At 66.5% G+C, this 25,741-nt stretch carries 23 protein-coding genes and 1 pseudogene; 11 read left to right on the top strand and 13 right to left on the bottom strand.

What is annotated here, in order from left to right:
• Nucleotide 1: 1 nt before the first annotated feature.
• From gnd to dnaA, 3 genes are all read right to left on the bottom strand, one after another.
• The gene (gene gnd / locus ACPGXI_RS11300) at nt 2-895 is read right to left on the bottom strand and encodes a phosphogluconate dehydrogenase (NAD(+)-dependent, decarboxylating) (protein WP_526652835.1); all 894 of its coding nucleotides are present in this window, start codon (nt 893-895) and stop codon (nt 2-4) included.
• 32 nt (nt 896-927) lie between these two features.
• Nucleotides 928-2,121, bottom strand: a complete 1,194-nt coding sequence (gene dnaN / locus ACPGXI_RS11295; RefSeq protein ID WP_526652833.1) for a DNA polymerase III subunit beta — start codon at nt 2,119-2,121, stop codon at nt 928-930.
• 572 nt (nt 2,122-2,693) lie between these two features.
• Nucleotides 2,694-4,190 carry a chromosomal replication initiator protein DnaA gene (gene dnaA, locus ACPGXI_RS11290; protein WP_526652831.1) on the bottom strand — a complete coding sequence of 499 codons (1,497 nt, stop codon included), beginning with the start codon at nt 4,188-4,190 and terminating at the stop codon, nt 2,694-2,696.
• A 590-nt stretch (nt 4,191-4,780) separates the two neighbouring features.
• On the opposite strand from dnaA, the gene rpmH reads away from it, so the two are divergent.
• The 9 genes from rpmH to ACPGXI_RS11245 all read left to right on the top strand — a co-directional run bounded on the left by rpmH (nt 4,781) and on the right by ACPGXI_RS11245 (nt 11,344).
• Nucleotides 4,781-4,924 carry a 50S ribosomal protein L34 gene (rpmH, locus tag ACPGXI_RS11285; protein WP_014818477.1) on the top strand — a complete coding sequence of 48 codons (144 nt, stop codon included), beginning with the start codon at nt 4,781-4,783 and terminating at the stop codon, nt 4,922-4,924.
• Nucleotides 4,925-4,945: 21 nt separating this feature from the next.
• On the top strand, nt 4,946-5,302 hold the full coding sequence (gene rnpA / locus ACPGXI_RS11280) for a ribonuclease P protein component (protein WP_526652829.1): 357 nt from the start codon (nt 4,946-4,948) through the stop codon (nt 5,300-5,302).
• A 35-nt stretch (nt 5,303-5,337) separates the two neighbouring features.
• Nucleotides 5,338-5,637, top strand: coding sequence for a membrane protein insertion efficiency factor YidD (gene yidD / locus ACPGXI_RS11275; protein WP_526652873.1), 300 nt, complete (start codon nt 5,338-5,340; stop codon nt 5,635-5,637).
• A 4-nt stretch (nt 5,638-5,641) separates the two neighbouring features.
• Nucleotides 5,642-6,919, top strand: coding sequence for a membrane protein insertase YidC (gene yidC, locus ACPGXI_RS11270; protein ID WP_526652871.1), 1,278 nt, complete (start codon nt 5,642-5,644; stop codon nt 6,917-6,919).
• A 36-nt stretch (nt 6,920-6,955) separates the two neighbouring features.
• Nucleotides 6,956-7,600, top strand: a complete 645-nt coding sequence (locus ACPGXI_RS11265; protein WP_526652827.1) for a Jag family protein — start codon at nt 6,956-6,958, stop codon at nt 7,598-7,600.
• Between the two features lie 70 nt (nt 7,601-7,670).
• A complete protein-coding gene (rsmG, locus tag ACPGXI_RS11260) occupies nt 7,671-8,360 on the top strand; it encodes a 16S rRNA (guanine(527)-N(7))-methyltransferase RsmG (protein ID WP_526652825.1) in 690 nt (229 codons plus the stop codon).
• Nucleotides 8,357-9,295 (top strand): ParA family protein, encoded by a 939-nt coding sequence (locus ACPGXI_RS11255; protein WP_526652823.1) that lies wholly within the window; start codon nt 8,357-8,359, stop codon nt 9,293-9,295. The genes rsmG and ACPGXI_RS11255 overlap by 4 nt, the downstream gene beginning before the upstream one ends.
• Nucleotides 9,296-9,383: 88 nt before the next feature.
• Nucleotides 9,384-10,379 (top strand): ParB/RepB/Spo0J family partition protein, encoded by a 996-nt coding sequence (locus tag ACPGXI_RS11250; RefSeq protein ID WP_526652869.1) that lies wholly within the window; start codon nt 9,384-9,386, stop codon nt 10,377-10,379.
• 218 nt (nt 10,380-10,597) lie between these two features.
• The gene (locus ACPGXI_RS11245) at nt 10,598-11,344 is read left to right on the top strand and encodes an acetyltransferase (RefSeq protein WP_526652821.1); all 747 of its coding nucleotides are present in this window, start codon (nt 10,598-10,600) and stop codon (nt 11,342-11,344) included.
• 4 nt (nt 11,345-11,348) lie between these two features.
• On the opposite strand, the gene ACPGXI_RS11240 is transcribed toward ACPGXI_RS11245, so the two are convergent.
• From ACPGXI_RS11240 to ACPGXI_RS11205, 8 genes are all read right to left on the bottom strand, one after another.
• Nucleotides 11,349-12,536: an N-acetylmuramoyl-L-alanine amidase gene (locus tag ACPGXI_RS11240; RefSeq protein ID WP_526652819.1), complete on the bottom strand. Its 1,188-nt coding sequence runs from the start codon at nt 12,534-12,536 to the stop codon at nt 11,349-11,351.
• 104 nt (nt 12,537-12,640) lie between these two features.
• Nucleotides 12,641-12,979, bottom strand: a complete 339-nt coding sequence (gene trxA, locus ACPGXI_RS11235; RefSeq protein ID WP_526652817.1) for a thioredoxin — start codon at nt 12,977-12,979, stop codon at nt 12,641-12,643.
• Entirely contained in the window at nt 12,976-13,950 is a 975-nt protein-coding gene (gene trxB / locus ACPGXI_RS11230) for a thioredoxin-disulfide reductase (protein ID WP_526652815.1), read from the bottom strand. The genes trxA and trxB overlap by 4 nt, the downstream gene beginning before the upstream one ends.
• 115 nt (nt 13,951-14,065) lie before the next feature.
• Nucleotides 14,066-14,863: an RsmA family anti-sigma factor gene (locus ACPGXI_RS11225; protein WP_526652813.1), complete on the bottom strand. Its 798-nt coding sequence runs from the start codon at nt 14,861-14,863 to the stop codon at nt 14,066-14,068.
• A gap of 54 nt (nt 14,864-14,917) precedes the next feature.
• Nucleotides 14,918-15,499, bottom strand: coding sequence for an RNA polymerase sigma factor SigM (sigM, locus tag ACPGXI_RS11220; RefSeq protein WP_526652811.1), 582 nt, complete (start codon nt 15,497-15,499; stop codon nt 14,918-14,920).
• Nucleotides 15,500-15,595: 96 nt separating this feature from the next.
• A complete protein-coding gene (gene murJ / locus ACPGXI_RS11215; RefSeq protein ID WP_526652867.1) occupies nt 15,596-19,171 on the bottom strand; it encodes a murein biosynthesis integral membrane protein MurJ in 3,576 nt (1,191 codons plus the stop codon).
• A gap of 56 nt (nt 19,172-19,227) precedes the next feature.
• Complete coding sequence (locus tag ACPGXI_RS11210; RefSeq protein WP_526652809.1) at nt 19,228-21,606, bottom strand: DUF6049 family protein; 2,379 nt, start codon at nt 21,604-21,606, stop codon at nt 19,228-19,230.
• Nucleotides 21,603-22,388, bottom strand: coding sequence for an NUDIX hydrolase (locus tag ACPGXI_RS11205; RefSeq protein ID WP_526652807.1), 786 nt, complete (start codon nt 22,386-22,388; stop codon nt 21,603-21,605). Before ACPGXI_RS11205 ends, ACPGXI_RS11210 begins: the two co-directional genes overlap by 4 nt.
• A gap of 85 nt (nt 22,389-22,473) precedes the next feature.
• Between ACPGXI_RS11205 and ACPGXI_RS11200 the strand changes: the two genes are divergently transcribed.
• Nucleotides 22,474-23,949 carry a CCA tRNA nucleotidyltransferase gene (locus ACPGXI_RS11200; RefSeq protein WP_526652805.1) on the top strand — a complete coding sequence of 492 codons (1,476 nt, stop codon included), beginning with the start codon at nt 22,474-22,476 and terminating at the stop codon, nt 23,947-23,949.
• Nucleotides 23,950-23,955: 6 nt separating this feature from the next.
• On the top strand, nt 23,956-24,459 hold the full coding sequence (locus ACPGXI_RS11195) for a pullulanase (protein WP_526652803.1): 504 nt from the start codon (nt 23,956-23,958) through the stop codon (nt 24,457-24,459).
• A 131-nt stretch (nt 24,460-24,590) separates the two neighbouring features.
• On the opposite strand, the gene ACPGXI_RS11190 is transcribed toward ACPGXI_RS11195, so the two are convergent.
• Both ACPGXI_RS11190 and ACPGXI_RS11185 read right to left on the bottom strand, forming a co-directional pair.
• A complete protein-coding gene (locus tag ACPGXI_RS11190; RefSeq protein ID WP_526652801.1) occupies nt 24,591-25,367 on the bottom strand; it encodes a TIGR03084 family metal-binding protein in 777 nt (258 codons plus the stop codon).
• 57 nt (nt 25,368-25,424) lie between these two features.
• Nucleotides 25,425-25,741: pseudogene (locus ACPGXI_RS11185) on the bottom strand (MFS transporter); the annotation flags it as partial.

Genomic DNA, 25,741 nt, shown 5'->3' with positions numbered 1-25,741 from the left:
GTCACCCAGATTCGCTGACTCTCTTGACTGCGTGGCCACCGAATTGATTGCGCAGTGCGGCCACCGCTTTCATCGTCGGTGAGTCGTCTTGGCGGGAAAGGAACCGGGCGAACAGTGCCGCGGCGATACTGGGCACCGGGACGCGCAGCCGAATCGCTTCCTCTACCGTCCACCGCCCCTCACCGGAATCCTCTGTGTAGCCGCTGATCTCACCCAGATCCGGGTCTTCCTTGAGCGCCTTGGCCAGCAATTGCTGCAGCCAGGACCGAACAACCGTGCCGTTGGTCCATGCCTGGTAGACAGCTTGTGGGTTGTTGACCAGATCCTCGGCCGCGAGCATCTCGTATCCCTCGGCATAGGCCGTCATCAGAGCGTATTCCACGCCGTTGTGCACCATCTTGGCGAAATGGCCGGCACCGACCGGCCCGACGTGTACGAATCCATCCTCCACAGGTCCCGGCGGCCGCAACGAGTCGAAGATCGGCATCGCGCGAGCAATGTCGGCATCGCTACCGCCAACCATCAACCCATAGCCTTCGGTCAGTCCCCAGATGCCGCCGGACACGCCTGCATCAATGAAGCCGATTCCCTTTTCCGCCAACAACTTCGCGTGCGGCGCGTCCTCGGTGTAGCGGGAATTACCTCCGTCGATGACCAAATCACCCGATCCCAGCACCGCTGCCAATTCGGAGATGGTCTTTTCGGTCACTGTGCCCGATGGCACCATCACCCATACGACGCGGGGCGAGGCCAGCGCGCTGGCGAGCTCACCCAGAGACGCCACATCCGAAACTTCGGGTCTTGGGTCGTACCCGACGACGTCGTGCCCTCCCTCACGCAGACGGGCACGCATGTTGAAACCCATCTTGCCAAGACCGACGAGACCTAGCTGCATCTGCGCGTCCCTTCTCCTGTCAGTGCCAAGGGTCAACCGGGAAGGCGTACCGGCATCAACAAATAAACGTAATCCGTTTGAGCCGCCGGGAACGGGCCGGCACCGCCGGCTGCGCCGTCCTCTTCGCCGGCCGGCCGCAACACGGCTGGCCGACTGGGTGTGGTGAAGCCGAACGTGACTTTCTCGGCGTGCAAGGAGCCCAGGCCATCGGTCAAGTACGTCGGGTTGAACGCGATCGTCAATGGGCTCCCGGCGAACTCCACCGGCAGATCCTCTTCTGCCCGACCCACATCGTCAGCACCGGCGGACAACCGCAGCACGTCGTCACCGAACTCCATCCGAACCTGTGCTCCCCGGTCAGCGACCAGGGCGACGCGTTTGATCGCCTCGGTCAGCTCGGCAACGGCAATCGTCGCCATTGCTGTGTGTTCGCTGGGAAGTAGCTGCCGGAATTTGGGGAACTCCGCATCCAACAGTCGGGTCGTGGAACTCTTGCCTCTGCTGCGAATTCCGAGCAGGCCCTCGCTACCCACTGTTGGTCCCGACCCCAACGACAGGTGGACTTCTTCGCCGTCGGTACCTGCCTTCGCAGCTTCGGCCAAGGTTCTGGCAGGAACCAGCACCTCGACTTCCACGCCAGTCGAAGCCGTCGCCCAGGTCAGCTCCCGCACAGCCAGCCGAAAGCGGTCGGTAGCGGCCAGAACAACCTTCTCGCCGGAAATCTCCACTCTGATTCCGGTCAACATCGGCAGGGTGTCATCGCGTCCAGCAGCGACAGCCACTTGCCCGATCGCTTCGGCGAAAAGGTCCGAAGACAGCACGCCGGTCTCGTCGGGCAGGGTCGGCAGCGTGGGGTAATCCTCGACGGCCATCGTCGGGAGTGAAAAACGAGCGCTACCGCACGTCAACGAGACCCGGGTCCCTTCGGCGCTCACGTCGACCGGCTTGGCCGGCAACGACTTCACAATATCTGAGAGCAGCCGGCCGGATACTAAAACGGTTCCAGGAGAGGCGATCTCAGCAGGAATCTTCACTTCGGCAGAGACTTCGTAGTCGAATCCCGAGACGGTCAGCCCGTCGTCGGATCCGGTGAGAAGCACACCCGCCAGCACCGGCACCGTCGGCCTCGACGGAAGATTGCGGGCCACCCAGGCAACCGCGTCGGCGAAGTCTTCGCGGGTCAATCGAAACTTCAAATCCGTGAGACCTGCTGCCGCCACGTTCATAGCGTCCCTTCGATGCACACCCCGACAAAAACGTCACTCAGCGATTTTCGGTGTCGCACACCGCGCCGCTCGGACCCGCTGCGCCGACCGAAACGGCTGCCGATGAACCACCGTAGAGCCTCTGGCCCCAACTTGAAAGCTAATCGGCTGGGCTGACATCACCGGGTAAAGGGGCGGCCCGAACATGACAGTTCCGGGTTTCCCCAACGCTCTTCTTCTAGAAGAAATTCATAGATTTGTAACAGCAGTAGTAATAGGACCTGTGGAGACTGTGGATAGGTATGTTGCTGTGCTGGACAGCGGCGATGGTGGGGTGTTGGCGCATTGTGGATAGCCGGCGGGCGACTGCGGCGTGGTTGGGGATACCGGCGCAGGTGTGGACTAAATCGGGGGCGAAGGGGGGATTGATCCCAGCTTGTCCACACGGCGGTCCACATGTCGGGGCTGTGACAATTGGGACGGCAGGGGCGAAAGTTTTTTGAGATTGGGTCCGCGGCAACGGCGGATTCAGACAGCATCGTGCCGGAGACCTTCGGGGGAGGCCGGAGATCGCGGGGGAGTAGGTGGATATGTCAGCGCTTGGCGCGCTGCCGGATCCGGGTGGTGAGCTCTTTGACGTGATCGAAGATCTCACGGCGCTGGGCCATCTCGGCGCGAATCTTCTTCTCCGCGTACATCACCGTTGTGTGATCGCGTCCGAACGCCTGTCCGATCTTGGGGAGCGAAAGGTCGGTCAGTTCACGGCAAAGATACATTGCGATTTGCCGCGATTGCGCTAGAGCGCGGGTCTTGCCGGGTCCGCGGAGTTCCTCGACGCTCGTCTCGAAGTATTCCGCGGTGGCTGCCATGATCGACGCGATACTGATCTGCATGGTGGAGGAGTCCGAGATCAGATCACGGAGCACGATCTCGGCGAGGGATTTGTCGATGATGGTCTTGTTCAGCGAGGCAAATGCCGTGACGCGGATGAGGGCGCCCTCCAGTTCGCGGATGTTGCGTTCGATCCGGCTGGCGATGAGCTCGAGTACGTCGTCGGGTACTTCCAACCGATCCATCTGAGCTTTTTTGCGCAGGATCGCAATTCGGGTTTCCAGTTCCGGCGGTTGTACGTCGGTGATCAGTCCCCACTCGAACCTGGTTCTTAACCGGTCCTCGAGAGTGGCGAGTTGCTTGGGGGGACGATCGGAGGAGATCACGATCTGCTTGTTGGCGTTGTGCAGGGTGTTGAAGGTGTGGAAGAACTCCTCTTGGATGCCGTCCTTGCCCTCGATGAACTGAATGTCATCGACGAGTAGGACGTCGATGTCTCGATAAGTGCGTTTGAAGGATGCCCGGCGATCGTCGCGGAGGGAGTTGATGAAGTCGTTGGTGAATTCCTCGGTGGACACATACTTGACCCGCATGCCGGGAAACAGTCGTTGGGCGTAGTTGCCGGCCGCGTGGAGCAGGTGGGTTTTGCCCAGCCCGGATTCTCCCCAGATGAACAGGGGGTTGTAGGCGCGGGCGGGAGCTTCGGCGATAGCAAGAGATGCCGCGTGGGCGAACCGGTTGGAGGAACCGATCACGAAGGTGTCGAAGGTATAGCGACGGTTCAGATTGATCGAGTTGTCGTCGTCTGCTGAAGAGCCGTTGGGCCGGCGGTTGAAATAGGCCGGCCAGCTCTCTTCGGCGCTGGCGAGGGCCGCCGCATCTTCGTCCTCGTCCTGGTCCTCGATGTCGGGGGAGGGGGCAGGCTCGCGAAACTCGTGATGCTCGGTGTCGCCGCCGACCGGGGCGTCGTCCTCTGGATCTGCGATGCGGACACCTAGCTCAACACGCTGGCCAAGCTGCTTGCTCAACGCGGTGATGATCGGTTCGCGAAGGTGGCGTTCGATTTCATTCTGGACGAACGGGGTAGGCACCGACAGCAGAGCGAAACCCTCGGTGATGACCAGGGGACGCACCAGTTTGAGCCAGGCCCGTTGCTGGGGAGTCAATGACGAGCCCTCGCCAGCGCCCGCATCGCCGTTGAGTTCGGTGACGACACTGTTCCATATGGCGACGAACGGGGGATCGGGGTTAGCTGTCAACGAGACGCACCCCCTAGCGGCCGGCCCAGAGACGGCCAAAGTACCGGGAACGAACTGTCCACAAAGTTATCCACAGGTTGTGGAGAAGGGTCGGTCGTCGCCTGGTTGTTTACTGACGGGGATGCCGCTGGCCGGAGCGCGTCACGGTATGGGTTCATTCCGTGGGCTCGCGACGGAATGGGAATCCTCGCTCTGTTGTCTTGTGCCGTCCCGACGTGGAATTAGCACTGCCAGAAGCTAACAGTTTTCTTTCCCACTGCCAACAGTTCGGCAACATTGGTCAGCCCTTAATCTGAGGCCCGCCCTATAGTCCCAGTTGAAGGTGACGGTTGTGGTTGATGAGATGTCGCCACCGGGCCCAGAGTGCTTGTGCGCAGCCACGGAGACAGGTTTGACCTAGGTAATTCCCGTCAGTACCCTCGAACAGTCGCCCGCACGTGGCGATACGGCTGCGACCCGGACCTGCCGGGTAACGCGCCGGTTAGTAATGCGAGACGGACGACTTACCAACGGCCGACTGCGGCACGCCAGCCATGAGGGTTCATGGCTGCTTGATCGCAGAAGGCTAGACGCAACAAGGAGTGACAGCCGTGGCCAAGGGCAAGCGGACGTTTCAGCCCAATAATCGTCGTCGCGCGAGGGTGCACGGGTTCCGGCTGCGGATGCGTACGCGCGCCGGGCGGGCCATCGTGTCGGATCGGCGCCGCAAGGGCCGTCGCTCACTGACTGCGTGATGCGGCGCAAGGTCTGACGAGGTGCTTCCGGCGCAGTACCGGATGACGAGCTCCACCGAGTTCGCTGTCACGGTTAGTCAAGGGACGCGGGCCGCGCAGCCGAACATCGTTGTGTACACCCGGTCTGACAGGGCCGGCCGATCCGGCCCGCGAATAGGTCTGGTCGTGTCCAAAGCGGTCGGTAACGCAGTCCAACGGCACCAGGTGTCCCGCCGACTGCGGCACGCTGCGCGAACCATTCTCGAGGATCTCGGCCCCGCGGACCGGGTGGTGATCCGCGCGCTGCCCAGTAGCCGGCACGCGCCGTCGACGCGGTTGGAGCAAGAACTGAGGACCGCGCTCCAGCGCATCGAGTTGCGCTCCGGAGTATCTAGGTGACCGCACGGTCGTCCGTCGCGCGGGCAGCGGTCTTCATGATTCAGCTCTACCGCCACGCGATTTCTCCGTTGCGGCCACCGACCTGTCGGTTCACGCCCACCTGCAGCCAGTACGCAATCGACGCTCTCACCGAGTTCGGTGCGATCCGGGGCGGGTGGCTCGCCGCGGTGCGTCTGCTGAAATGCGGACCGTGGCATCACGGAGGGTGGGATCCGATACCGGACCGAGAAACAGCCCGCGGAGAGTGCCGAAGCGAAGCCGCCGAATGTGCCCGCGGCGTCACCGAAGACGGGATCAGTACGGTGCAGCAAGGGGAGAGTCAGACGCGTGTTTAATTGGATGAGCCTCGACATCATCTACTACCCGGTGTCGGCGATCATGTGGATCTGGTACAAGGCCTTTGCCTTCCTGCTCGGCCCGGCCAACTTCTTCGCCTGGGCGCTGTCGGTGGTGTTCCTGGTCTTCACACTGCGCGCGATCCTCTACAAGCCGTTCGTCCGGCAGATCCGCACGACCCGCCAGATGCAGGAACTGCAGCCCCAGATCAAGGCGCTGCAGAAGAAGTACGGCAAGGACCGTCAGCGCATGGCGCTCGAGATGCAGAAGCTGCAGCGCGAACACGGCTTCAATCCGGTGTTGGGGTGCCTCCCGATGCTGGCGCAGATCCCGGTGTTCATCGGCCTGTTTCACGTCTTGCGATCCTTCAACCGAACGGGCGGGTTCGGGATCGGGCACCTCAACTTGTCGGTCGAAGAGAATCGGCGGCTCGGCAATTACGTGTTCAGTGCCACCGACGTAGGAAACTTCCTCGACGCGAACTTCTTCGGCGCGCCGCTGGGTGCGTTCATGACGCAGAAAAGCGGACTGGAGGCGTTCACGCAGTTCGGCGAGTTCAGCAGGCCCGCGCTGATCGCGGTCAGCGTGCCGATCATGATTGCCGCCGGTATCGCGACGTACTTCAACAGCCGGGCGTCGGTGGCGAGGCAGAGCCCCGAGGCGGCGGCCAGTCCGCAGACCGCGATGATGAACAAGCTCGCGCTCTACGTGTTTCCGCTCGGCGTGGTGGTTGGTGGGCCGTTCCTGCCGCTGGCGATCATCATGTACTGGCTGGCGAACAACATCTGGACCTTCGGTCAGCAGCACTACGTGTTCGGCAAGATCGAACACGAAGAAGAGCAGAAGAAGCTCGAAGCCCTGGAGCGCCGCGCCGCCAATGCGCCGGCCCCCGGCGCCAAACCGAAACGGAAGAAGAAGGCGGGTGCCGACGCGGCAGGCACCGCCCAGGAAGTCATCTCGGCGCCGGATGGCGCCGAGACCGCCGAGACCGCCGAGACCGACGAACCCGCTGAACCCGCCGAACCCAAAAACGACGCCGCCAAAGGGCCGGGGTCGTCCAGAGGTAGCCAGGGTGGACCCGCCAAAGGGTCGGGGTCGTCCAAAGGTGGGCAGGGCGGAACCGCCAAAGGGTCGGGGTCGTCCAAAGGTGGGCAGGGCGGAACCGCCCGAGGATCGGGGTCGTCCAAAGGTGGCCGGGGCGGCACCAAACCTGCGGCGCGCAACGGGGCGGCGAACCGCACGCCCAAACCCGGCGCCCGGCCGAAGAAGCGGAAACGTTGACGAGCGGGTGACCGCGAACGAGGGAGAGGGGTCTATATGACCAACGCAGAAACTGCCACCGCCGACACCGCGGAGCGCAGCGAGGATGTGGACGGGACGGAGAACGCGGCCCACGATGCCGCGGACGCCCCGGCTGCCGCCGCGGATGCCCCGGAGACCCGGGGTGCCGGGGACGGTCCGGCCGCGGCCGCGGAGGCTGCCGCGGGCGGTCGGGATGGTGAAGACAGGTTGGTCGCCGAAGGGGAGATCGCCGGCGACTATCTCGAAGAGCTGTTGGATCTCTTGGACTTCGACGGCGACATCGATCTGGATGTGGAGGGGGACCGCGCCATCGTGAGCATCGATGGCGGCGGAGACCTCACGAAGTTGGTCGGCCGCAAGGGAGAGGTGCTCGACGCGCTCCAGGAGTTGACCCGGTTAGCAGTTCACCAAAAGACAGGCGAGCGAAGCCGCCTCATGCTCGACATCGCGCAGTGGCGCCGGCGCCGGCGGGACGACCTGTCGGCACTGGGGGATGAGGTCGCGCAGCGGGTCCTCGAGACCGGTGTGCGCGAGGAGCTGTCGCCGATGACGCCCTTCGAGCGCAAGATCGTCCATGACGCGGTGGCTGGCGTGCAGGGCGTGCACAGCGAGAGCGAGGGCGTGGAGCCGTCGCGCCGGGTCGTCGTTCTCGCCGACTGACCAAGAGTTACAACGATGTAGTTCGGGGGAGTAGCGGGCTTCGGTCGCGGACATTCGGAGGATGTTTCACGTGAAACACACGGAGGTACCGCCACCGCCGCCCGCAGCCGCTGCGGTGTTCGGCGGCGCGGTGGAGAGTGCGCACCGGTATGCAGGAATCCTGGCGGGAGCTGGCGTCGAGCGCGGGCTGCTCGGCCCGCGTGAAGTGGAGCGGGTATGGGACCGACACGTGCTGAATAGCGCGGCCGTGTCGGAGTTGCTTAACCCCGAGGAGCATATCGCCGACATTGGCAGTGGAGCCGGGTTGCCGGGGATACCGTTGGCGTTGGCTCGACCGGACGTTCGCGTGACGCTCATCGAACCGCTGCTTCGCCGCAGCGACTTCCTTCGCGAGGTGATCGACGAACTGGGTATCGACTGCAGGGTTGTCCGGGGCCGGGCCGAGGATCGAACCGTACGCGACGAAGTGGGGGAGGCGGATGCGGTGGTGTCTCGGGCAGTGGCCTCGTTGGACAAGCTGACGAAGTGGAGCGCCCCGTTGCTGGGGCCGGGTGGCCGGATGCTGGCCATCAAGGGAGAGCGCGCCGAGGACGAGATCCGCGAGCATCGCCGCGCTATGACAAGGCTCGGCCTGACCGAGGTGAAGGTGATGAAATGTGGCGCCCGTTTCGTGGATCCGCCAGTGACGGTGGTCGTAGGGTGTCAGGGGTCCCAGCAGCTTCGGCGGGGGAAGCGATCCCAGGGAGGGAAGCGCAGATGATGTCCGTTCCCCAGGGCCGGGAACCCCAGGCGGTTGCCTCCGATGTTTCACGTGAAACGTGGGAGGCCGATACGCCGATCGGGGCCGAGGCCGAGCGCGCGGCGCGGCTGATGCAGGCGGCGACACAACGACAGCTCCCCAGGCCGGCGCATCAACGGGTTTTCACCATCGCCAATCAGAAGGGCGGCGTAGGGAAAACCACGACCGCGGTCAACATCGCGGCGGCCCTGGCGTTACAAGGTTCGCCCACGCTGGTGATCGATCTCGACCCCCAGGGCAACGCCAGTACCGCCCTGGGAATCGAGCATCGGCCGGGCACGCCCTCTTCCTACGAGGTCCTGATCGGGGAGATGTCCGTCGAGAGCGCGCTGCAGCGGAGCCCGCACAGCGACCGCCTCTTCTGCATCCCGGCCACCATCGACCTTGCCGGAGCCGAGATCGAATTGGTCAGCATGGTAGCCCGCGAGGGAAGGTTGCGGGCCGCGCTCGCCGAGCTCAAGAACCACGACTTCGACTACGTCTTCATCGACTGCCCGCCGTCTCTGGGACTGCTGACGATCAACGCATTGGTCGCTGCGCCCGAGGTTCTCATCCCGATCCAGTGCGAGTACTACGCCCTCGAGGGGGTGGGGCAGCTGTTGCGCAACATCGAAATGGTCAAGGCCCATCTCAATCCCAAGCTCGATGTGACGACCGTGGTTCTGACGATGTACGACGGGAGGACGAAGCTGGCTGATCAAGTAGCGACGGACGTGCGTGCACATTTCGGGGACAAAGTGCTGCGAACCGTCATCCCGCGCAGCGTCAAAGTCTCCGAAGCTCCGGGCTACGGGATGACGATCATCGACTACGACCCCGGCTCGCGCGGCGCGATGAGCTATTTGGATGCGAGCCGGGAACTGGCGCAGCGAGGCGTGCCGGGACAATCCCGATGAGCGCATACGGGACCAGCAGGTGCCGGACGACTCCGCACGGGACAAGTCCATCCGCGATGCGCATCTGCGCGAAGAGAAGAGGGAACCGATGAACAACGCGGCACGTAAGCGCAGCGGACTGGGCCGCGGTCTGGCCTCGCTGATTCCGACGGGCCCCGCCGGCCCGGACGCGCCAGCCACCCTGGGTCCTCGGATGGGCGCAGCGGCCGCCGATGTGGTCCTGGGAGGTCCGGCGACGGCGGCACCGGAGGCGAGTTCCGTCGGTGCGGTGTACCAGGAGATCGCACCGTCGAAGATCGATCCGAATCCGCGGCAGCCGCGCCAGGTGTTTGACGAAGAGGCACTCGCCGAGCTCGTGCACTCCATCCGCGAGTTCGGATTGATGCAGCCGATCGTGGTGCGAGTGGCGCCCGGAGATGAGGGGGGAGACTCCCCGCGCTACCAACTCGTCATGGGGGAGCGGCGGCTGCGCGCCGCGCAGCAGGCCGGGGTCGCAACGATCCCCGCGATCGTTCGGGAAACCGCCGACGACAGCATGTTGCGCGATGCGCTCTTGGAGAACATCCACCGCGCCCAACTGAACCCGTTGGAAGAGGCGGCGGCTTATCAACAGCTGCTCGAGGAGTTCGACGTCACCCACGAGGAACTCGCAACCCGTATCGGCCGCTCGCGGCCACTGATCACCAACATGATCCGCTTGCTCCGGCTTCCTATCGCTGTGCAGCGGCGGGTCGCGGCCGGAGTGCTGTCGGCGGGTCACGCGCGGGCGCTGCTGGCGCTCGAGGGCGGTGCCGAACTCCAGGAGGAACTCGCGGCGCGGATAGTCGCCGAGGGCCTGTCGGTGCGCGCGACGGAGGAGGCCGTGACTCTGGCCAATCGCGAGGGAGGCGCTCCGCCCACTGCGCCCCGCCGCAAGCCGATCCGGATGCCCGGGCTGCAAGATGTCGCCGAGCAGTTGTCCACGGCCTTCGATACCCGGGTCACCGTCAGCCTGGGCAAGCGGAAAGGCAAGATCGTTGTGGAGTTCGGCTCGGTGGACGATTTGCAGCGGATTGTGGAGCTCATGAACACGTCGTCGCCGTGACCGGTCCTACCGACGAATTACGTCACTGTGACACTGGCGGCCTCGAATTCACTGCTCAGCCGGACCTTCTGGGGAGACTCGTTGTGGCCCAGTCGAATTCGTCACCGGACCGCGGCGAGGGGGTCTCGTGCGGACGAAGCACCGCCGGTCCGGCCCGCTCCTTCTATTCTGGTAGGGCTGCCGTGCGTTCTTGTGCGGCGTAGGAACTCGGGAGTGTAGTGGCCACGCGAATCACGCCCCTCCGGCTCGAAGCATTCGAGCAGCTTCCCAAGCATGCGCGGCGTTGCGTGTACTGGGAGGTCGATCCGCCGACGGTAGGTACCGACGACCACCTATCGGATCCGGAGTTCGAGAAGGAAGCGTGGCTGTCGATGGTCATGCTCCAGTGGGGATCGTGCGGACAGTTGGCGGTGGAGGAGTGCCGCGACCGGACCGAGGGCAGTGACCCAGGGCTGGAGCCGACCGACGAACCCTGTCTCGGGTACGCGTTCTACGCGCCGCCCCGCGTGGTGCCCCGGGCCGGACGTTTCCCGACCGGGCCGGTCAGTCCCGATGCCGTTTTGCTCACCACCCTCGGGGTCGAGCCGGGCGCAGGGAGTGCGGAGCTGCCCGGGATGTTGATCGCCGCGGTTGTCGGCGACTTGGTCCGCCGCGGTGTTCGCGCGCTGGAAGCATTCGGCCGATCACCTGAGGTGGCCGAACTGTCCGATCCGGCCCGGGTGCCCGCCGACGCGGCGCCGGTGATGGCGGCACTCGGTGACTGCTCCGTCGGGCGCTGCGTGCTCGCCACCGACCTGCTTCTGGACGTCGGGTTCGTTGTGGTGTCGCCGCACACCTACTTTCCGCGGCTGCGGCTGGAACTCGAGCAGGGGCTTGGATGGAAGGCTGACGTCGAGGCCGCGCTGGAGCGATTGCTCCAAAGTGCCCAACTTCAACAGCCCGTCGGGGCGGGGGCGAACCCCTAGGGCGCTAGGCCCGGCGGGCCTGTTCCACGGAGTGCTCGTGGGCGAGCAACTCGGCGAAGGTGAACGTACCGGTGGGGCGGTCGTTCTTGCCCAGGAGATAGAGCCGCTTGATGGCGGCGAGCATGCCCTCGGCGATGGAATCGCGAGATTCCGGCGAGACCAACATTTCCCGGTCTCCGGCATTGGTGATGTAGCCGATATCGACCTGAACGGTGGGCATCCGGGTGAGTCTGAGTAGATCCCAAGTCCGGCCGTGTACGCGGCTGTCCTGTAATCCTGTACGCGCCACCACTTCTCGCTGAATGAAGTCGGCCAGGTTGCGTCCGATGGTGGATACCGAACCGTGTGAATTCCCAAAATGGAACGAGGCGACGCCGTTGGCGGACGGGGTGGCCTGCGTTGCGCAGCGCAGGCTGATCATCAGGTCGGCCCCAACGGAATTGGCAGTGGCGGCGCGTTCGGCATCGGTCGGTGCGCGGTTGGTCGGGCGGGAGAGAAACGTCTCCATCCCGATCGCGGTCATGCGGGCCTCGAGGCGACGTGCCAAGTCCCACAGGACGTCTGCTTCGCTGAGGGGACCGGTCGGACCGTCCATGATCAGACCGCGATCGCAGTCGCCGCGGCCCGGATCGATAATGATCCGCTTGCCCGACAAGCGGGGTCCGGAATTGCGGACAAGCTCTTCCTCATGGATGGCGTGTGGAGATCCGCCGGTCACCCGGGAGCCAAGAAAATACAAGGAGCGCAACGTATCCGGTCCGCAGATGCCGTCGGGATACAGCCCGTATTCCCGTTGGTAGGACATCAGCGCATTGTGGGTCAGCAGACCGAAGTATCCGTCGACCAAGTTGGTATAGAAACCCAGATCCTGAAGGCGGGCTTGAAGGGTGGCCACGTCGTCGCCGTACATCGGCGCCCCGAACTGATGATTGAGGGTGCGTGCGCCGAGTCGGTAGGAGGCTTCCCGGAGGGCGCGGTAGGTCGCTTCGCCGACGATGCCGTCCACCAGCAGGCCGCGGTGCTGCTGGAACGCCCGGACTGCATGGTCGAGTTCGCCGTCGAACATGTCCGCCGCAATCTGCTTACCGGTGGTCAGGTCCTCGTCGGGATTGTCGATCAAGCCCAAGGCGGATAGGGCAGCCCGGACCTCGGCGACCGCACACCCGCGATCACCGCGGCGCAGACTCGACATAGCCAGCATTGTCTCAGACGAACTCGCGATTCGGGAAAACTCCAGCCAGTCGTTAGGGCGTTGAAATGCGGCGCCGGACCGTGAAATGCCGTTTCAGCGCAGCGCTAGACCAGGTCGCTGAGTTCGCGCAGCAGCGCGGCCTTGCCCTTGGCGCCCACGATTCGCTTGACCGGCGCACCATCCTTGAACAGGATCATTGTCGGGATCGACACCACCTGAAAGTCGCGGGCGGTCGCCGGGTTCGCATCGACGTCAATCTTGGCGACGGTCAATGCGCCGGCCTTTTCCGCAGCGATCTCTTCAAGCACCGGGGCGACCATTTTGCATGGGCCGCACCACGTTGCCCAGAAGTCCACCAACACCGGTGTGCTGCTCGCCAGCACATCCCCGGCGAACGAATCATCGGTGACCGCTACCGTCGATCCGGCATCCGGCTTGCTCATTGCTGTGCTCCTATCAGATCGTTGTCGTCGGTTGAAGAGTGAGAGGTTTCGGCGAGCCAGCGCTCCGCGTCGATCGATGCGGCACAACCACTTCCAGCAGCGGTGATGGCCTGCCGGTAGGTGTGGTCGACGAGATCGCCTGCGGCGAACACGCCCTCGATCGAGGTGAAAGTGCTGCGGCCCTGCACTTTCACGTAACCTGCGGCGTCGAGCTCCACCTGGTCGCGCACCAGCTCGGAGCGGGGGTCATGGCCGATAGCGACGAAGACACCCGTCACGGCCAGCGTGGATTCCGCGCCGGTCGCAGAGTTTCGCAGCTGGATACCGGTCACCTTGGGGTCGCCGTCGATGCCGGTGACGTCGGTGTTGGTCAGGAACCGGATCTTCTCATTGGTCTGGGCCCGCTCGAGCATGATCTTGGACGCGCGGAACTCGTCGCGACGGTGGATCAGCGTGACACTGCGGGCGAACCGGGTCAAGAAGGTGGCCTCCTCCATGGCCGAGTCGCCGCCACCGACCACGGCGATGTCCTGGTCCCGGAAGAAGAAGCCGTCACAGGTGGCGCAGGTGCTGACGCCCATGCCGAGCAGGGCGGCCTCCCCGGGCACACCCAGGTGCCGGGCGGCGGCACCCATGGCCAGAATCACGGCGCGGGCCCGGTGTGTCTCATCGCCGACGGTGACGGTCTTGACCGGCCCGGCCAGGTCGACGGCGTCGACGTCCTCCATGCGGAGGTCGGCGCCGAAGCGCAGCGCCTGCTCGCGCATCTCATCCATCAACTCGGGGCCGGTGATGCCTTCGCGGAAGCCTGGATAGTTCTCCACCTCGGTCGTGGTCATGAGTGCGCCGCCGAACTGGGTGCCTTCGAACACCAACGGTTTGAGCTGGGCGCGGGCGGCGTATATAGCCGCTGTGTAGCCGGCTGGGCCGGATCCGACGACGATGACGTCATGGACGATGGGTGATGTCATGGGAGCCTTTCTGCGCGCGGCCAGAGTTGGAACAACCGCAGTTTCCTGAACAACAGAGTAAGCCGAGGTGTTCCCGTCGATACCTCCGGCGCGTCGCCGGGCGCTGCTGGCTAGTTCAGGGCGCGGTCAGCACCGTTTCGGCGAGTAGACCAGTGTCCGCGGCGTTGCAGCTTGGCTTGACCACCACCGCGCCGATCTGCTCCGGCGTGCCGAAGGGAACGAGCAGCAGCACGCCCGGCTGGCCGGATATCTCGAGGGCGTGGCCACCGAGCACCTGCAGGGTGGGGGAGTAGCCGAGACCGGCCAGGCAGGAGGCGCGCCGCTGAGGGTCGGCGAGGGGACCCAGATCTTGCTGCTCAGAGAGCGCCGCGCGGAGCTCTGCATCAGACAACGGAAAATCAGACGCAGGAACATCAGAGGATGCGGTCCTGTTCACGGTGATCTGGGCTGCGGTGGGACCCGCCGGAAACGCCGGCCCGGGATCGTGGGTCAGGACGAGCGCACCGAGGACGACCGCCGTCGCCACCGCGCAGCTTCCGATGACCAGGCCCGCCCGCTGCGCCCGCGTCAGCCGCGGCCGCGACACGGTGTGGCCGCCGCCGGCCGACGGCGAACCGGGATCCGGAGCGGTGCGCAACGCGGCGCTCACCCTGGCGGTGACGTTGGCCGGCACGTCAGGCGCAGCCTGATCAGCACCCTCACCCCGGCCCAGCTGGGCCAGTTCGCGCCGTACCGAATGGAGTAGTGCCAGCGTGCGTGCTGCCTCGGGATCGGAGCGGGCACGGCTTCGGACCCGGGCGGCGGTGGCGTCATCGAGCAGCCCGGCCTGCAGGTCGGCGAGCAGTTCGGGGGTGAGGTCAATGGGAGCGGGATCGGGACTCGAGTCAGGCGGGGGGCCTGCGCCGTCGCCCATCGCTGCCCCCCGGTCGTCGCCCCTGAAGATGGTTTCGAGGTTATCCGACGGGGCTTACTCGGTGGTGGTGGCACCAGCGGCGATGCAGGCCAGCGATGTCGCGAGCTTGCTGCGGGCGCGCGAGCACCTGCTTTTCACCGTGCCCTCCGCCACCCCGAGGATGCGGGCGGTCTCGGCTACCGAATACCCCTGCATGTCGACGGCCACGACCGCGGCGCGCTGCTCGACGGGAAGGCGCATCAGGGCGCGCTGCACCACCATCGCGGTGTCCGCCCGCCGGGTCGGATCGACGGCCCGGCACATCTGTTCGTCCAACTCTTCGTAGGTATGGGATTTGTTGCGGCGCAACCGGTCCAGGCACGCATTGACGACGATGCGGTATAGCCAACTGCTGACTGCGGAGTCGTTGCGAAATGTGCGAGCGGCACGGTGCGCGGCCAACAGCGCGTCCTGCAGCGCATCGGCCGCGTCGTCGGGGTCCCGGCTGGTGAGTAGGGCCAGCCGGTAGAGCTGACGATGGTGGCGGTAGAACAGCTCCTCGAATGCATACCGGTCACCGCTGATGTGCGCGGTGAGCAACTCGGCATCGGTGCGTAGCCGCCCGGTGTGCTCCCGCGGTCCCCCGAATATCCCCACAGGCGAACACTAATCGGCGCCGGGGGTGGCCTGGGACACCAATTTTCTCGGGCCCTTCCGACCTGCGCCGCACAAGGATGTACGGCCAGCGGTAGGTCAGGACGCCGCTTTGAGGGTGATCTCCGAGATGTCGGCTCGGCTCTCACCGTCTACCGATCCGAGGGTGGAAATCCACACCAGTACGTTCGATGTCGGCGACGCGTCGTCCACCTCGATGATGGTGGAGCCCGTCTTCAGCGGCGTGGGCTTGGTGAGGGCAGTCGTGTCATCCAAGGCCGACGGCGTCGATGTCGGCGAGGACCGAATCTGCACGGCGGTACCGGTGCTGTTGACGTTGATCGTGACCGAGCCGAGAACGGCGGGTTTCGGCAGCTGCAGCATCAGGCCGACCCCGTTCTTGAAGGCAGGGAAGGGTTTCGCGTCGGTGTAGGTGTCGGTGGGCCAGACCGTCGTCGGGTCGCCGTCGATCGCGAGCCCGGCCAGCGCGGGTGCGTCGGCCTCGCCCCCGGGCGAGAATACTGTTGCGCGAACGGGTTCGATGACCGAACCGTCGCGAATGGGAGCCGCGCTTTCTGACGAAGAGGGTGCATTCAGGCCGAGTTCGTCGCCACCGAGACCGTCGCCGACATCGCCGAAGATCCGGCCGAGCACGCTCGTCAGCAGAACCAATGCCACGACGACGACCACGGCAGCCACCGCGAGTCCGATCATCAGGAATTTGCGCCGGCGTTGCTCGGCGTCGGGGTCGGATGCGGTACGGAGCCAGCCCCCGGTGCCGGAGCCGGTGCCGGTGTCGGGTGCGGCGACCTCTACCGGCGCGAGATGATCTGTGCGGTCGGCGATCGCCGTGGCCTGCTGCAGCAGGTTCAGCAGGGTGGGTGCGCTGCGAATCCCGCCGCCCTCCTGGACGGCGTGCGATGCGGCGGCGGAGATCTGGAACGGGATATCGCGATCGAAAGCGCGAGGTTCGATGGGCTGCCCGGCCGCATCCAGTTCGGCGGGCGCGAGTCCACTGCGTTCACCGGATTCGGGCAGCGGCCATCGATCGATCAGCAGCGCATACAGTGCCGCCCCGATACCGCGAATGTCCTCCTCGGGCGTGGCGTCGGGCATCGTGGCCGGGAACGCCAGTGCCACGTCGCCCTCGATGCTGACACGGATCCGACTGGGATGGTCCACGGATAGGGTCACACCGTTGCGGTGTGCGGCATCGGCGGCCGCCGCCAGCGACTGGATTGCCCGGGCGCCGCCGATCGGGGACGGTGTGGTGTCGGCGACCTCGGCCAGCGAGCCGCCCCGGATCCACTCGGAGACCACCAGGCCGCCGGATCCGGTGCTGGCGACGTCGAGCACGCGCGCCACGCCGGGCACGTCGAGGCTGCTCAGCCGCTGGGTGCGGGTCAGGATCTCCTGTACGTATCGCTCGGGCAGCGAGCCGTCGGGGCTGACGAACGTCAGCGCCACCTGGCGGTCGAGCGCAGTGTCGAGTGCCTGCCAGAACTGGAGGTGGTTGGGACCGCCGTGGAAAACCAGGAGCCGGTAGCGCCTGTTGGCGATCATCGCCCCGGGGATCAACTTGACGGATTCGGCCGGGAGCGCCCCCTCGATCGGCGGTTGCCGGGGTGCATCGAAAGCCGGCGGTTCGCGGGTCGGGTCCTCGCGGGTCGGGTCTTCGCGGGTCGGGTCTTCGCGGGTCGGGTTACTGCCGAAATCGGCGGGCGGACGTGCCGGTGGGGCCGCGGCGTGCGACGGCGGACTCGGAGTGCCGGGGTAGGCCGGCTTCGCGTGCGCCCCGAAAGTGTCTGGCACGTCGGGCTGAAAGTCGTCAGCTGACGGGCGGTTGACGCGGGTCGGCTGGGGAGGCCCGGCGTTGTCTGAGCCCGGGGGGAAGCCACCGGCGGGTTTGTCGCTCACCGCAGATCCTTTCCGCCTCGAGTCGTCGGCAACCTCAGCCGAAGGTCCCCGCTGCGCCGTCGTCGAATGCGGAAGCCGGCGAGACGAGGACAGATTCCGTTGATCAGCGTACGGGAGGTTGCTGTCGCCGCGTGGCCGTACGGGAGGCCGCGGTGCCGGTGTCGCGGCTGCCGCCGGGCGAGACAGGAAGCGCCGGCGGACCGCGGCGAGTGCTGCGTGCGCGTCGGGCACCCTGGCTCCCAGCAACACCGCGACGATGATCGGGGCCATGATGATGCCGAGCACCGTCAGCCTCAGCAGCGAACCGGCGCCACCCCACTTGCTGGTCAGATCCTCGAGCCCGAGGAGCGTGTCGACGAGGTGGGCGGTCAGGCCCGCAACCATCGATGCGGCGATGGTCACCAGGATGGTGCGGACCACGTCAAAGCCGATCAGCCGCCCGTCCGGCGGGTCGAGGCGGGCGCGCAGTAGGAAGTAGCCCAGGGTTGCGCCGGCCAAGAACCCCAGCCCGTTGGCCAGGCCCAGGTATCCGGCCACGAGATCGGGGTCGTCGGTGAGGTGCGGCGCGGCCAGCGAGGCGGCGATCTTCACCGCCGTGATCACGACGATCAGCGCGATCGGCGTCCAGGGCTCCTGGCGCGCGTAGAACACCCGCAGCTGCAGCAGAACCAGCGCATAGGGGATCAGAGTGAACGCCGACAGGGTGATCGCCATGCCGAGATAGCCGGCGTCGACGTCGCCGAAGTTGCCGTAGGCGAACAGCGCGCTGCCGATCGCCGGGCCACCGATGGTCATCATCGCCACGATCGGGATCAGCGTGACCATGGTCAGCCGGGTCGCCAGGGACAGGTCGGCCAGCACCGCGGGGCCGTCGTCGGCGGCGGCATTGCGCGACAGGCGGGGCATCACGACCGTCAGCACGGTGACGCCGATGATGCCGAACGGCAGCTGCAGCACCAACCAGGTGTAGTTGTAGATGGCGGGACCGGATGCGGCTGCGGCACTGGCGATCTGGTTACCGACAATCAACCCGATCTGGCTGATGAGGACGTAGAGCACCATTGCCAGTGCCATCATCCCGAACCTCTTGAGGCGAGCGTCGATACCCCACAGCGGGCGCAGGCTGATCCGCTGGGCACGGATAGCGACGAACAACACTGCGGCCTGGGCCACTACACCCAGGGTCGTGCCGATGCCGAGCACCAGCAGCTTCGCGTTGCCCATCTCGACGGGATCGATCGAAAGTTCACCAGGCACAAGGACATACAGCCCCAGGGTGAGGATCGCGATGACATTGTTGACCACCGGCGCCCACGCCGGGGGCCCGAAGATGTTGCGGGTGTTCAGGATCGCCATGAAAACCGAAGACAGTCCGTAGAAGATGATCTGCGGAAGCAGTAGGTAGGCGAACGCTGTGGTCAGCGAACGGTTCACCAGCGGTTCCGAACCCAGCATCAGGTCGACCAGCAGCGGCGCCGCCAGTGTCGAGGCCAGGGTTACCAGCAGCAGCAGCGCGGTGGCCAGGGTGAGCAGGCGCCGGACGAATGCGGCGCCGCCGTCGGAGTCGTCACGCTCGGCGCGCGCGAGGACCGGCACGAAGATCGCGGTGAACGTCGCCTCGAGGACCAGCGCGGCGATGAGGTTGGGCAATTGGTTGGCCACGGTGAACGCGCTGGACAGAGCGGCACCGAGGATCGCCGCGAGGAGCACGATCCGGGCGAAACCGGTGAGCCTGCTGACAAGCGTGGCCGCGGCCATTCCCCACGACCGCGATACCACCGCCGAGTCCGACAATTCGGCGCGGTCGGGATTACTCACGGGCGCCGCCGGGGAGCGTCTTGGCCGGCCTCGTCATCGCGGTATGCCAGCGCCACCTCGATCGGGTCGGGGCGGTCGAGATCGGCCCGGTCGGGCTGGCCGCGGAACCGGTGCCACAGCCGCCGGCCCGCCAGCAGGAACAGGACTGCGCCGGCGGATAACGTGATGAAGAAGAGCAGCTTGCCGTAGGCGTTGGAGTGCACCGACAACCGAACCGGCTCACCCAGCGGCAGGCCCTCGGCGGTGCGCAGCGTGACGTCCACTGCCACCCGCTGGGTGAAGTGCACCTCGATCGGTACCTTCAGCGGCAGGAAGCCAGGCGGTAGCACGATCTCACCCATGTCGGTCACCGTCATACCGGGGGGAGCGTCGATGTCCAGCCTTACCCGGATCGGCACCGGCAGGTCGTTGCGAAGTGCCAGCGGTAGCGGGCTGCGTTCGGTCGCCAAGGTGTATGAGCCGCCCGGGTTGACGATGGCGACGGCCGTGAACAAGTCCTCCACGGTGCGTGCCACCGTGGTGAGCCGTTGCTGGGCCAACCCGTTGCGGGCGTTGGGCGGCACCGAAAGGCTCAGTGCGCGAAGTAGATCCTCGCGCAGCGGTGCCGTGTACTGGCCGCCGGTCTGCCCGGTGCGTTCGTCGGTGGTCAGTGCCGCCGTCAGGCCCCCGAGCCGGCCGTTGACCGCGGCTATGCCCGAGACCACCTCGTCGTCGAACCGCCCCCGGGGGTTGCCCAGCGGCCCAGACGGCAGTGCAGTGGATTCGGTCACCGCGTTGGCCTCCTCGATCAGCGCGGCCAGCGGACGTGGAACCGTCAGTCCGGCCCGGATGCTGGTAGCCACCGCGGTCAGAACGGACTGCGCGTCCAGGGCTGACAGATTCCACAGCAGGGGAGGCATCAGGATCTGGGTTCGCGGCACGGTGTCGGGCTGGAGGCTGCGCCACAGCATCGAGGCGAGCCCATCCTGGCGCCGAGCCACCGCGGTGTCCTGTTTCAGTGCGATGTCCAGGGACGGGTCGAGATAGGAAGGTGATTCGGGGGCGGCGCCCATACCGGCCAGCGCCGCCCCGACCGCGGGGTCGAAAGGGGCCGCGACCACAGTGGGTGTGTAGCGCACGGGGCTGGTGTCGGCGGTCTCGGGTGCGCCGCCGTCCGAGACGCCGGAACCGGACAGCTGGGCAGCGCCGATCGCCACGGTGGGACCCTGTTGGGACAGTAACTGCACCGCAGGTCCGGTCAGCGGTCCGTCGCCGACCAGGCTGGCGCCGCGGGTCGAGTTGATGCCCAGGATCCGGTCGACGATGTTGGCGGCCCCGGTGGTGGCCGCGGCCGACAGTCCGGGGTCGGCGACCCGGTGCAGGGCGTCGAGGTCGGCCTGGGCGTAGGTCGTCGGTGCCACACACATCCGTTGGGCGAGCAGCTTGAGCCTGTTGAGCCAGTCGACGGCGGCCTGCTGCCCGGTACCTGGGTGCGTGGGGGTACCCGGGCCCGCGTCGGCGGCGTCGTTGACGACGTAGCCGCCGGTCATCGCGTTGACCGTGACGAGTAGGTCGGGGTCGACGGCCAGACATAGCGCAGGTGTGATCTCACCGCCGGGATTGACCTCCGGGCTGGTCGCGAAGTCGACTGCGGTCAGCATGATGTCGAGGCGTCCTCCGGTGGCCAGCGACGTCGCGAGGTCGTCGTCGATCAGCCGAACAGGGGTCGTGCCCCCCGGGGCGCCGGCGGCCAGTCGTGGTCGGTCGGCCAATGGCCAGAACATCGTCAACCCGACCGGTCGAGTGATGTTCGGCGGCACGACGGAGCTCAGCGCATTGGCTTCGCCGGCGTCAGGTGCCTCATCGGGGGGCACCCCGAGCACCGGCAGCAGGAACCGCGAGTCGTCGAGCCGGGCAGGTGCCCCGTAGTCGGGGGTGCCGTTCACATTGACCATGACGGGGTAGACGCCGGGACTCTCGATGTCCAGTGAGGGACGGTCCGCGGAGCGCAGCGGATAGGCCAGACGGAATGGAATGTCCTGTCCGCGGGCAATTTCGGGGGCTACCGTAATGAAGTCGGCCACCGGCGTGTACTGAGCGACGTCGCCGGCCAGGTCAGTGCGAAGCGCGCTCGAGGACGAGACTGCGGCGGCGCGCTCCAACCGCACCACCACGTCGCGGACCACGCGATCGCCGACGTTGCTGATCTTGCCGGAAACGGTGACCACGGGCTCGCTGGTCGTGGTGATGACGTCGGGGGTGACGCTGTCGATCTGAACATGCAGGAAAGGGGTGATCCCCGGCCGACCTTCTGCCACCCCGGAACCGGCCAGCGGCAGCAGCGCCAATAGCAACGTGGTGACGGTGGCCAGCAGCCGTACGGGCGGCCCGCTCACGGGCCCGGTCCGCAACCGTTCGTCCGCTGGCCGGGCTGTGGTTGAGCGGTGGTGTCAGGCCTTTTCTTGCGGGTGTGCGAGTGTGTCTGTCCCCGCCGCCGGGGGGCTGTGCGGGGCAGCGGCGGCAAGGCGCCGGGCCCGTCGGACTGCAGCTTGTCGATCAACTCGTCGGCAACCTGCGCGAGACGCCGTTCATCGGCGTAGGCGAGCCGCGACGGCAGTTCGCCCAGCGGTACCCAGGCCACCTCCGTGACCTCGACGTCCTCGTCGGAGAGCTCACCGCCCAGAAACCGCATCAAGTAATGGTGCACGGTCTTGTGCACGCGCCGGCTCTCGGTGACGAACCAATAGTCGATGCTGCCCAACGCTGCCAGCACGCTGCCCTGGATGCCGGTCTCCTCGGCGACTTCGCGGATCGCGGTCTGATCTGCGGTCTCACCCACCTCGATATGGCCCTTCGGCAGCGACCACAACATGCGTCCCCGGCGGTCGATACGGCCGATCAGCGCCGCGACCTGGCTTTCCTTGGGCCCGTCGATACCGTCGATGACCAGGCCTCCCGCGGAGGTCTCATGCACGGTGCGAAGCCGGGCGGGGGGCCGTCGGCGACGCGCTTTCTGCGGTTTGGGCGCCGGAGTCGACTGGGCACTCTCCAGGCCGGACGGCGTGTGTCGGCGGTGCCCGCCGGTCTGGTCGGCTGCCGCCTCAGGCGGACCGACCGCGCGTCGGCCGCGGCGCCGACCACGGCGCCGTCGGGGTTTGGGCTGCTCGCCGTCCGACACTCAAGCGATAGTAGTTGGGATGAACAGCGGCCCTCGCCGCACTCGCCGGTCGGTGACACGGCTGTGACCACTATGCTCATCGGACGTGTCCGACCCCCGCCAAGACAGCGCCCCCAGCGCCGACGTTTCCGAACTGTTGGCCGGCGCGCAAGTGTCGCTGGAGCGGCACGGCGAGGTACTTCGGGCACTCGGCGGGCTCTTCGCGGAGGACGGACACCAGCTGTATCTGGTGGGGGGAAGCGTCCGGGACGCCCTGCTCGGCCGGCTGGGCTCCGATCTCGATTTCACCACGGACGCCCGCCCCGAGCAGATGCAGCGGCTGTTGCGCGGCTGGGCGGACACCCTGTGGGACACCGGCATCGAGTTCGGCACGATCGGCGTTGGTAAGGGTGCAGAACGGTTGGAGCTGACCACCTTCCGCGCCGATTCCTATGACCAGGTGTCGCGAAATCCCGACGTCCGATTCGGCACCGAACTGGTTGAGGATCTGGTGCGACGGGATTTCACCGTCAACGCCATGGCGGTTCGGATTTCCCCGGCAGGACCTGCGGAGTTCCTCGATCCGCTGGGTGGGTTGGGCGCCCTGGATGCCGGCCTGCTGGATACGCCGGCGGCTCCGGAAGTGTCTTTCGGCGACGATCCGCTGCGAATGTTGCGCGCAGCCAGATTCGTCTCTCAACTCGGCTTCACCCTGGCGCCGCGCGTGCGCCGCGCACTCGAGGAGATGGCGCCGCAGCTGGGCAGGATTACCGCCGAACGCGTGGCAACCGAACTGGACAAGCTCCTGCTGGGCGCCCACCCCGTCGCCGGCGTCGACCTCATGGTTCAGGCGGGTCTGGGTGAGGTGGTGCTGCCCGAGGTGGGGGCGATGCGGATGGCGATCGACGAACATCACCAGCACAAGGACGTCTACCAGCATTCGCTGAAGGTGCTCAAGCAGGCTATCGAGCTCGAGGAGGTTGCCAGTGCGCCGGACCTGGTGCTGCGGTGGGCGGCATTGCTGCACGACATCGGCAAGCCGGCGACGCGCAGGCACGAACCTGACGGGGGGGTCAGCTTTCATCACCACGAGGTGGTCGGCGCGAAGATGGCCCGCCAGCGGATGCGTGCCCTGAGATATTCCAAGCAGATGGTCGACGATGTCTCGCAGCTGGTCTACTTGCATCTGCGATTCCACGGTTACGGAGACGGCCGTTGGACCGACTCGGCGGTGCGGCGCTACGTCACCGATGCCGGCCCGCTGCTGGGCCGTCTGCACAAGTTGGTGCGCGCCGACTGCACCACCCGGAACAAGCGCCGCGCGGCCCGGCTGCAGGCGAACTACGACGACTTGGAGCACCGCATCGACGCGCTCGCGGCCAAGGAGGATCTGGCCCGGGTCCGCCCCGACCTGGACGGTAACGAGATCATGCGCATCTTGGACATCCCGGCGGGTCCGCAGGTCGGCCGTGCCTGGGCGCACCTCAAGGAGCTCCGGCTGGATCGTGGCCCGCTCAGCCACGAGGATGCCGTGCAGGAGTTGCTCAAGTGGTGGAACGAGAACGCACCACCGCGCGTCTGATCAGGTATGGAGTACTGCATCGGTGACCCCGACGGCTCGGCGACCATGTGGACGGCCAATGCGGACAGCGATCTGGACGGTGACGGGCAGCTGGAGGCGATCGGTCTCGACGTCGACGGCGACGGCCTGATCGACGACGTGCTCGCCGACCTCGACGACGACGGGGTAGCCGATCACGCGGTCCTCGACCTGGACGAGGACGGCCGGCCGGAGACCTACTTCACCGACGACGGAACCGGGACCTGGGCTGTGAGTGCGGACCGGGGCGGCGGCATGCGCTGGTTCGGGCTTGATGGAATCGAGCGGACCGTGGGGCCCGCGGTCGCGGTCGACCTCGACGGCGATGGCGAGCCCGCCGAGCGGCTTGCCGATATCGACCGCGATGGGCTCGCGGACCGGGCTTTCGGCACCGGGGTGGCATGGGTGGACACTGACGGTGACGGGCGCTGGGATGTGCGACTCGGCGACAGCGACGGCGACGGCAGGGCCGACAGCGCCGGCCCCATCTAGCCCGAGCGCCTGGCCCGCCGAGCGCGCGTGTTTGCACGCTGACGCGCCGCAAACTGTGGCATTTTGAGCGCGGTCGCTGCCGCCGAGAGCTACCGAAGTGCTGGACGTAAAGCTATAGACGTACAGCTGTATCAGTCACGCCCGGCGCCCGGCTGCCCGGCGAACGCCTGCGCGATACCCAGCCAGCGGTTGGCGTCCTCGCCGACCGCGACAACAGCCAACTCCGAGCGTGGACGGCGCTGCGTGACGAGCATGCAGAAGTGCTCGGCCGGGCCGCTGACCTGCTGGGCGGCATCCTCGGGCCCCCACGTCCACTCGGACCCGTCGGGCGCGGTTAGTTTCACGTGGAACGGTTCCGACGGCGGTGTCAGCCCGTTCACCGCGTAGGCGAAGTCACGGGTGCGGACGCCGATGTGGGCGATCGAGCGCAGCCTCGCGGTCGGGGCCCGCGTCACCCCGAGGGCATCGGCCACATCCAGGCCGTGCGCCCACGTCTCCATCAGCCGCGCGGTGGCCATCGATGCCGCGCTCATCGGCGGCCCGAACCACGGCAGCTTGCGGCCGTCGGCGACGGTCAGCAACTCCTCGTGCAACACCGCACGGGTGGTGCGCCAGTCGGCCAGCAGGTCCGCGGGACTGAGCCCGACGAGTTCCTCGGCGCCGGCGTCGACGAAACCGGAGGGATTCTCGGCCGCGCGGCCGAGAATCTCGGTGAAACCAGGCTGATCGGTGATGGCGGTGAGTGCGACCCGATCGGTCCAGAGCAGGTGCGCGATCTGGTGGGCGATCGTCCAGCCCGGCGCGGGCGTCTCGGTCGCCCAGCGCGCGGGCTCCAGGTCGCAGACCAGCGCGTCGAGGTCGTCGCTTTCGGCACGCAGGTCGGTGACTATCGGGGCTGCTGCAGCCATGCCGGTCACCTTATCCGGATGATCGGGCGCGGTGCCATCTGCTCTCCGCGCGGACACTCATCGCCGCCCCAGCGTTGTGTGAACCGCCAAGCCCAGCAGGTAGAGGCCGGAGCCTGTGACGGCGAGCGCCGGGGCATGGCCGTCTGGCGGAATGACCGCGGCGGCGCCGGCGATCGCGGCGACGAAGGTTATCCAGAACAGTGAATCCTGAACCGTGAATACGTGCCCACGCAGCGCGTCCTCGACATCAACCTGCATCGCGGTGTCGGCGCACAGCTTCACCACCTGACCGGCCCCGCCCAGCAGGAAGCCGCAGACCACCATCACGGGTAGCAGCAGGCTGGCGCCGAAGAGTTGTACGACGGCCGCGAACG

The sequence above is a fragment of the Mycobacterium sp. genome, from assembly GCF_049608025.1.
Taxonomy (GTDB): domain Bacteria; phylum Actinomycetota; class Actinomycetes; order Mycobacteriales; family Mycobacteriaceae; genus Mycobacterium.
Note: the sequence above shows the minus strand (reverse complement) of the source record. Positions and strands in the feature narration are given on the sequence as shown.

Bases quoted from the DNA above. Each gene is read 5' to 3' on its own strand.
- ACPGXI_RS11225 (WP_526652813.1), bottom strand. From the start codon at position 14,863: ATGGGCGACGGCGCAGGCCCCCCGCCTGACTCGAGTCCCGATCCCGCT.
- ACPGXI_RS11250 (WP_526652869.1), top strand. From the start codon at position 9,384: ATGAACAACGCGGCACGTAAGCGCAGCGGACTGGGCCGCGGTCTGGCC.
- ACPGXI_RS11265 (WP_526652827.1), top strand. From the start codon at position 6,956: ATGACCAACGCAGAAACTGCCACCGCCGACACCGCGGAGCGCAGCGAG.
- ACPGXI_RS11195 (WP_526652803.1), top strand. From the start codon at position 23,956: ATGGAGTACTGCATCGGTGACCCCGACGGCTCGGCGACCATGTGGACG.
- yidC (WP_526652871.1), top strand. From the start codon at position 5,642: ATGAGCCTCGACATCATCTACTACCCGGTGTCGGCGATCATGTGGATC.
- ACPGXI_RS11240 (WP_526652819.1), bottom strand. From the start codon at position 12,536: ATGTCGAGTCTGCGCCGCGGTGATCGCGGGTGTGCGGTCGCCGAGGTC.
- trxA (WP_526652817.1), bottom strand. From the start codon at position 12,979: ATGAGCAAGCCGGATGCCGGATCGACGGTAGCGGTCACCGATGATTCG.
- ACPGXI_RS11255 (WP_526652823.1), top strand. From the start codon at position 8,357: ATGATGTCCGTTCCCCAGGGCCGGGAACCCCAGGCGGTTGCCTCCGAT.
- trxB (WP_526652815.1), bottom strand. From the start codon at position 13,950: ATGACATCACCCATCGTCCATGACGTCATCGTCGTCGGATCCGGCCCA.
- gnd (WP_526652835.1), bottom strand. From the start codon at position 895: ATGCAGCTAGGTCTCGTCGGTCTTGGCAAGATGGGTTTCAACATGCGT.
- ACPGXI_RS11190 (WP_526652801.1), bottom strand. From the start codon at position 25,367: ATGGCTGCAGCAGCCCCGATAGTCACCGACCTGCGTGCCGAAAGCGAC.
- murJ (WP_526652867.1), bottom strand. From the start codon at position 19,171: ATGGCCGCGGCCACGCTTGTCAGCAGGCTCACCGGTTTCGCCCGGATC.
- yidD (WP_526652873.1), top strand. From the start codon at position 5,338: ATGATTCAGCTCTACCGCCACGCGATTTCTCCGTTGCGGCCACCGACC.
- dnaN (WP_526652833.1), bottom strand. From the start codon at position 2,121: ATGAACGTGGCGGCAGCAGGTCTCACGGATTTGAAGTTTCGATTGACC.